The organism is Streptomyces sp. MZ04 (assembly GCF_004684775.1).
Classification (GTDB): Bacteria; Actinomycetota; Actinomycetes; order Streptomycetales; family Streptomycetaceae; genus Streptomyces.
The window spans coordinates 1-1,967 of the sequence record NZ_SRIC01000533.1 but is presented as its reverse complement, the minus strand read 5'-3'; the positions used below and the strand labels follow the sequence as shown (position 1 = coordinate 1,967).

The following is a 1,967-nucleotide window of genomic DNA, read 5'->3' as shown; positions in this document are numbered from 1 at the left end:
CTCGGATCCGGTGGGGAGGCGGATGGTGGCGACGGCTCCGCCGTCCGGCGCGTTGCCGAACTCCAGCGCGGCGCCGATCACTTCGGCCTGGCCACGGGCGATGGTCAGCCCCAGACCGTGGCCGCGGCCACGTTCGCGGACACCGGTGCGGAAGCGCTGCGGGCCGTCCTTCAGCAGCTCTTCGGGGTAGCCGCCACCGTGATCGCGTACGGTCACGGTCCTGCCGTCCGCGGCCACGGTGACCTCGACCGGGGCGCGGCCGTGGCGGTGCGCGTTGACCACCAGGTTGGCCACGATGCGTTCGAGCCGCCGTGGGTCGGTCCAGACAGTGGCACGCTCCGGCGCGGCGTCCACTCGCACCCGCGCGGGCAGCTCCGTACGGGCTATCGCCGCCTCGACCAGCGGTGCGACGGGGCACGGCGACGGGTCGGCCTGCTCCGCGCCCGCGTCGAGGCGGGAGATCTCCAACAGGTCCTCGACGAGGGTGCTCAGGACCCGGATCCGGTCCCGTACGTACCCCACGGCCTCGTCGTCATCGGGCAGCAGTTCCGCAGCGGTGACCAGGCCCATGAGCGGGGTGCGCAGCTCGTGCGCGACGTCGGCGGTGAAGCGCTGCTCGACGCGGAGCCGCTCCTGCAACGCGGAAGCCATCGAGTCCACGGCACCGGAGATCTCGGCGATCTCGTCGCGCGGCCGCGGCCGGGCGGCGATCCGGGCGTCCAGGTCGCCCGCGGCGATCCGGCGCGCGGTGCCCGCGGCCATCCGCAGCCGACGGCTCATCCGCCCAGCGGTGAGCACGCCGAGCGGCAGTACAACGGCGGTGACGACAAGCCCTGCAAGCACGATGTTGGTGTCGAGGGCGCTGATGTTGCGCATGTTGGCCGACATATCGATGTGTACGGAAAGGACACGGCCGCCCGCGGGCCGGGCGGCCCACATCGCGGGTCCGCCGGGGCCGCCGGTGAACTCGGTGCCCTGCCGCCCCTTGTGGACAAGACGCCGCAACCCCTCGGGCAGGTCGCGGGCGTCGAGCGCGGCGCCGGACCCCTGAACGACGCCGGTACGGGCGTAGGTGACGGCGGCTCTGTCGAGGGTGGTGACGGCCGTGTCGCGGGCCTGGGACAGCTCTCGCGCACGGGACGCGTTGTGCACGAGCACGCCGACGGCCGCGGCCACGGTGCAGATGGCCGCGGCCACAAGGGCGACGATCCGCCAGCGCAACGCCATGGTCAGCGCCGCAACTTGTAGCCGAAGCCGCGGACCGTCTCGATCCGTTCGGCACCGATCTTGGCGCGCAGCCGCTGCACGTGCAGGTCGACGACGCGGGTGTCACCGTGCCAGGCGTGGTCCCACACGCGGCTGAGCAGAGTCTGCCGCTCCAGCACTACACCGGGTGAGGCGGCGAACTCCAGAAGCATCCGCAACTCGGTCGGGGTCAGCGCCAGCGTCTCCCCGCCCCGCCGCACCTCCATGCCCTTGGTATCGATGGTCAGTTCACCAAAGACGAGCACGACGTCGGGTTCTTCTCTGTCCTCCGGAAGGCCGGCGGTGACGGGACAGAAAGAGGAACGACGCAACAGCGAACGGATCCGAGCCACCAGCACAGGACTCTCGATGGGCTTCACGACATAGTCGTCGGCCCCTGCTTCGAGCCCCGAGATCACGTCGAGGGAGTCGCCGCGCGCGGACATCATCAGGATGGGCGCGAGGCTGAGTTCACGGACTCGGCGGCACAGCCCGATGCCGTCGAGCTCAGGGAGCATCACATCCAGCAGGAGCAGGTCGGGATGACTCTCACGGAAGATCTCAAGCCCGGTCAGGCCGTCGGCGGCGGTGGAGACGGTGAAGCCGTAGCGCTCAAGGACCATCCGGACGGTGTTGCGGATGACCTCGTCGTCCTCGACGAGGAGGAGGTGGGCCTCGGCGGCGGGACGGGTGGCGGACCGTGCCGGTGAAGGGTGGGGGTG

Annotated in this window: 2 protein-coding genes; both read right to left on the bottom strand. The window is 71.1% G+C overall.

The genetic code is table 11. The features are described from left to right. Positions 1 to 1,227, bottom strand: a 1,227-nt coding sequence (locus E2651_RS42880) for a HAMP domain-containing sensor histidine kinase (protein WP_135336674.1), incomplete at its 3' end; no start/stop codon positions are given. Between the two features lie 2 nt (positions 1,228 to 1,229). Beyond that, the coding region (cseB, locus tag E2651_RS42875) for a two-component system response regulator CseB (RefSeq protein ID WP_245239557.1) at positions 1,230 to 1,967 on the bottom strand (738 nt) is incomplete at its 5' end.